At 68.1% G+C, this 4805-nt stretch carries 4 protein-coding genes and 3 pseudogenes; 4 read left to right on the top strand and 3 right to left on the bottom strand.

The annotated features are described in order from the left end of the window. Positions 1–184: pseudogene (locus tag B7L92_RS27465) on the bottom strand (IS6 family transposase); the annotation flags it as partial. An 88-nt stretch (positions 185–272) separates the two neighbouring features. On the opposite strand from B7L92_RS27465, the pseudogene B7L92_RS27470 reads away from it, so the two are divergent. Next, positions 273–536, top strand: a pseudogene (locus B7L92_RS27470) (group II intron maturase-specific domain-containing protein); the annotation flags it as partial. A gap of 833 nt (positions 537–1369) precedes the next feature. Here B7L92_RS27470 and B7L92_RS27480 read toward each other — a convergent pair. Beyond that, positions 1370–2404 (bottom strand): GDP-mannose 4,6-dehydratase, encoded by a 1035-nt coding sequence (locus B7L92_RS27480; protein WP_081240053.1) that lies wholly within the window; start codon positions 2402–2404, stop codon positions 1370–1372. A gap of 226 nt (positions 2405–2630) precedes the next feature. Here B7L92_RS27480 and B7L92_RS27485 point away from each other — a divergent pair, with 226 nt between their 5' ends. The 3 genes and pseudogenes from B7L92_RS27485 to B7L92_RS43970 all read left to right on the top strand — a co-directional run. Beyond that, on the top strand, positions 2631–3404 hold the full coding sequence (locus B7L92_RS27485; protein ID WP_081240054.1) for a thioesterase II family protein: 774 nt from the start codon (positions 2631–2633) through the stop codon (positions 3402–3404). A gap of 82 nt (positions 3405–3486) precedes the next feature. Further along, complete coding sequence (locus B7L92_RS27490; RefSeq protein WP_081240055.1) at positions 3487–3870, top strand: hypothetical protein; 384 nt, start codon at positions 3487–3489, stop codon at positions 3868–3870. Next, positions 3858–4086: pseudogene (locus B7L92_RS43970) on the top strand (hypothetical protein); the annotation flags it as partial. The gene B7L92_RS27490 and the pseudogene B7L92_RS43970, both read left to right, overlap by 13 nt. Positions 4087–4313: 227 nt before the next feature. On the opposite strand, the gene B7L92_RS27495 reads toward B7L92_RS43970, so the two are convergent. Next, positions 4314–4805: acyl carrier protein (locus B7L92_RS27495; RefSeq protein WP_170102249.1), on the bottom strand; the 492-nt coding region annotated here is incomplete at its 5' end.

The raw sequence follows: 4805 nt of genomic DNA on the forward strand, positions 1-4805 counted from the left end.
TGGCGTAGGCGGGGCCGAACCGGCGCGTCCACTGGTGGATCGTCTCGTAGGAGACCTCGATGCCGCGCTCCAGCATCAGCCCCTCGACGTCGCGCAGGCTCAGGGCGAAGCGGTGGTACAGCCACACGCAGTGCGCGATGATCTCCGGCGGGAAGCGGAAACCCTGGTACGACGGCGCGTCCACGAGCAGCCCCTCCAGCGCCCCCAACCAGACAGATGATCATGCCACCGGAGAAGGGCTCCGCTCAACCTGACAACACCGCGGCTGGGCCAACTACTTCAAGCATGCGGTCTGCAAAGACACCCTGAGTTCCCTGGCCAGCTTCACGTGGCACCGGGTGATTAGCTGGTGGATGGCGCTGCATCGCTGGAAGTGGAAGGACGTCCGCCGACGGCTCACCGACCACAACGGTCGGTGGCAAAGGCCCTCAGCGGACGGGATCGAACTGTTCGACCTCCAGGCAGTGGCGGTCACCCGCTACCGCTACAGAGGCAACACGATCCCCAAACCCTGGACCCGCCTCAACCACGCCTGAACGGCAGAGTCCGTGGAGAGCCCGGTACTCGGAGACGGGTACGCCGGGTTCGGCGAGCGGCACGGAGAAACGGACCGGTGGCAACACCGGCACCGCGCTCCGTGCCGACTCAACAGGCACCCCCCGCCGGGGCGCCGGTACGACCGCGACACGGTGCGCGGTTTCCGCCGCCCCGCAGACTGAACTCCTCGAGGACCGGGCTCACTACGGCGGGCCAGGCCCAGTCGCACACCGCGTGCAGGGCGGAGCGCCACGCGGCCCTCGACCGGGAGCGGTCGCCGTCCGTCCCGGCGGCCGCATGGACGTCGTGTGCGGTCAGGAACGCAGCGAGCGGTCCCGAGCGGACGAGTCGCCGCAGGGGAGGACGTGGCCGCTTCCGTCGGATCGTACGAGCAGCGCCCACCCGGAGCCGCCGTGCTCACCGGCGACCAGGTAGACCAGCTCGTCCGCGCCGAGCTGCGTGAGCCGGGGAGGCCATCCGCTCTCGCGCCTGCGCCTCCTGCCGGCCCTGCTCCCGCCGAAGCGAGGCCATCGGCCCGGGAGCCCACACCGTGCGGCGGGAGGCGGACGAATCTGCGGGCCGTGTTCCGCCGGGAGCCTGCCGCCACGCCGTCCGGATATCCGCCGGGGGTGTCGTCGGCCTGGACGCCGAGCCGGGCGCAGCCGTACTCGCGGGTGCCCTTCGTGCCGTGTCCGGACTGCATGGGCATGCAGTGCTGCGGCAGCACCTTGTCGATCATCCGGCGGGCCTGCCCTCCGCGCCCCGCTCCGTCGGCCACCACGTCTCCATCCGTGTGCGGCGGCCGGGGCCGGACAACGTCTCGGTCACGGTGTCACCAGCTGTCGGCGGCTGCCAGCAGCTCGCCATAGTCGCGCGTCCGTGATGCCTGCTGCAGGTCCGACTCGACCATCAACTGCATCAACTCCTCGAACTTCACCGTGGGTGCCCAGTCCAGCGCGGCCCGGGCCATGCTGGAGTCGGCGCACAGTGTCTCCACTTCAGCCGGGCGGACCAGCGATGGATCGATCACGACGTGGTTCTCCCAGTTGAGGCCCACGGCGTCGAAGGCGATCCGTACCGCGTCGCGGACCGAGTGCATCACGCCGGTACCGATCACGTAGTCGCCCGGCTCGTCCTGCTGGAGCATCAGGTGCATCGCCTTGACGTAGTCACCGGCGAAGCCCCAGTCACGCACCGCGTCGAGGTTGCCCAGCGCCAGCTTGTCCTGCAGTCCCAGCTTGATCTGCGCGACGGCCAGTGAGATCTTCCTGGTCACGAACTCAGCACCGCGGCGCGGGGACTCGTGGTTGAACAGGATCCCGGAGACGCCGTACATGTCGAACGACTCGCGGTAGTTGCGTGTGATGAAGTGGCCATAGGCTTTGGCCACCCCGTACGGGCTACGGGGGTGGAACTGGGTCGACTCCCTCTGCGGAGTCTCCGCGACCTTGCCGAACATCTCCGAGGACGAAGCCTGGTAGAACCGGATCCCACCGGATCGGGTCGACCTGGACGTGTTCAGCCCACTCACCATTCGAATGGCCTCCAGCATGCGCAGCACGCCGGCGCCGTTGATTTCGGTCACCAGTTCCGGCTGCTGCCACGACATCGGCACGAACGAGATGGCACCGAGGTTGTAGACCTCGTCGGGCTGGACATGGTCCAGCGCCGAGACCAGGCTGGCCTGGTCCATGAGGTCACCGTCCACAAAGGACAGATCAGATACGAGGCGGCTGATCCGTGACTTTCGCGGGTTGGCCTGCCCTCGCATCAGACCCCATACCTGGTAGCCCTGCGCCAGCAGGTGTTCTGCGAGGTACGAGCCGTCCTGGCCGGTGACCCCAGTGATAAGAGCACGTTTGGACACGAAATCCCCTTACGCCGCCACGGGAAGAGACGACCGCTACGCCCAGTGAGTTTTCGCGGGAGCAGTCCTTGGAGGTGACATTCACAGCCGCAAGTCCGCGGTGTCAACGGAAGTCGGGGCACCCTAGTGCATCACTGGGAATTGACACGGTTACTTCTCGGGACTGGGGATTTTCCAGTCAGGAATGGGACGTACTCGTCTCTGACGACTGCCCCGAGGAGACCTCATGCCCATGCCCGGCACCGACGCAGAGCGCTGGCTGCGCCGCTTCCGGCCCAACGCCAGTGCCCGCGTACGGCTCGTCTGCTTCCCGCATGCGGGCGGCTCCGCGAGCTTCTACCACCCTGTCGCAATGGCCCACGCCGCCGCCGCCGACGTCGTGGTCCTCCAGTACCCCGGCCGCCAGGACCGCAGACGTGAGCCACTGGTGCGCAGCGTCGCAGAGTACGTCGGTCACATCGCGTCGATCCTCGAGCACGAAAGGCCCTTGCCGACTGTCTACTTCGGACACAGCATGGGCGCGGTGCTCGCGTTCGAGACAGCCTTCTCACTCGCTGACACGTCCGCCGCGCCCCGAGCGATCGTGGCATCCGGCCGGCGCGCGCCGGCCACGCACCGGGACGAACACGTGCATCTACGCGACGACAAGGGCCTGCTCGACGAGTTGCGGCGGCTCAACGGTACCCAGGCGGACCTGCTGGGCGACGAAGAGATCCTGAGGATGACCTTGCCCGCGGTGCGCAGCGACTACCGGGTCATCGAAACCTACCAGGCCGTGCCGGACCACACAGTCGACTGCCCGATCACGGTGCTGGTTGGGGACGGCGACCCGAAGACAACCGTCGCGGAGGCCGAACGGTGGCGCGAGCACTCCACCGCCGCCTTCCGCATCCGCACGTTCCCCGGCGGCCACTTCTACCTGACCGCGCACCAGGCCGAGGTGAACGCCGAGCTGGCGGCCACGCTGTCCGCCGCCTCCAGGGGGTCCGCCATCAGGTAGTCGCTCCGGGGCCGCTTCCGCACGTCGCGTACGGCAACGACCCCGGTGTGTGCATGATGGCCGGCCTACGTAGCGCTGCGGCATGGCCACCGATCTGCCGGCCGTGCCGGACCGCCGCAAGAAGCGGCTCACGGGGCTGCAGGCCCCTGCGCGGATCGAGGCCGAGGCCGTCGACAGGGCCCCCGTCGCCACGCGGACGACGAAGGACGCCGTCGTCAGTGATAAGCAGGCTGTCGTCAGGGCTTCGCCGCCGAGGCGAATGCTCAGGCCAGCCTCGCCCGTCCCCGACTCCCGGTCACGAAGAACAGCGATGGCGCCTGCATTCAGGCGTATGATGCCCGAGCCGCTTCGCGGCCTGGCGATGGCCTCGGAGCAGTACCCGGCGTCGACGAGCACCGGCTTGGGGCGACGACCGGTGTTCTTGGCGGACTGGTCGAGCATCTCGGTGAAGTCGAACGCCAACTGACCTGCGGACCCGACAGCACATTGGCCACCGGCCGCCTCGGTAACGACGAGCAGGTCCCGCCCTCACCCCGTGGACGCATGACAAGGACGCCACGCCGAGGGCGAGCACATGGCCCGGAAGCTGCGAACCAAACCCGGCAGAGCCGCCTACGCCCGTCGAGAAACCGTCGTCACGCTCGTCCTCGGACCAATCGTGATCTGCCAGAACGGCCACCGGCCTCCTGACACAACCCCCTTGCGGTCTTACGACACGACACACCGGAACAGCTGACATCGACGCCATGACCGGCTGAACAGCCGGGCGCACCGTGCACCACGCCCTCACCGAGCCATGAATCGACGAGACGCGACGAATCCGAGCGTTTGGCGGTGAGATCCGGGCAGTCATGCCCGGATCTCACCGCTTACGACTGCCCGAACAGGCACTGTTACCGAGACACGTTCCTAGTTCAGACCCAGCTCGTCGTCGAGCATGCGGAACATGTCGTCGTCGGTGGCCGACTCGACATCGAAGTCGTCCTCTTCCTGCTGATCTGCCGCCCACCTGCTGCGGAGCACGTCCAGCCGGCCGGCGATCTGCCGATGCAGCCGCTCGTCGTCCACCGTGATCTCGTCCAGCGCGCGCTCCAGCCGATCCAGGTCCGCCAGCAGCGCGGCCGGCCCGGTCGGTTCGTCAGCGACCAGCCTGGGCAGCAGATGGTCGATCAGCTCGGCCGGGGTCGGATAGTCGAACAGCAGAGCTGCGGGGAGCCGTTCACCGATGGCCTCACCGATCCGGTTGCGGAACTCGACAGCGATCAGCGAGTCGAACCCGAGGTCCTGGAACCGCCGGTGCGGTGAGAGCTCTGCCGCGTCACCGTGTCCGAGGACGGCGGCGGCGTGCCCGCGGATCAACTCGAGCACCAGCTCCGGCCGGTCGGCGGGCGCGGCCGCGGC

The sequence above is a fragment of the Streptomyces viridosporus genome (assembly GCF_002078235.1).
Taxonomy (GTDB): Bacteria; Actinomycetota; Actinomycetes; order Streptomycetales; family Streptomycetaceae; genus Streptomyces; species Streptomyces viridosporus.

Excerpts from the sequence above, each read along its gene's own strand:
- B7L92_RS27485 (WP_081240054.1), top strand. The coding sequence starts at position 2,631 with ATGCCCATGCCCGGCACCGACGCAGAGCGCTGGCTGCGCCGCTTCCGG.
- B7L92_RS27490 (WP_081240055.1), top strand. The coding sequence starts at position 3,487 with ATGGCCACCGATCTGCCGGCCGTGCCGGACCGCCGCAAGAAGCGGCTC.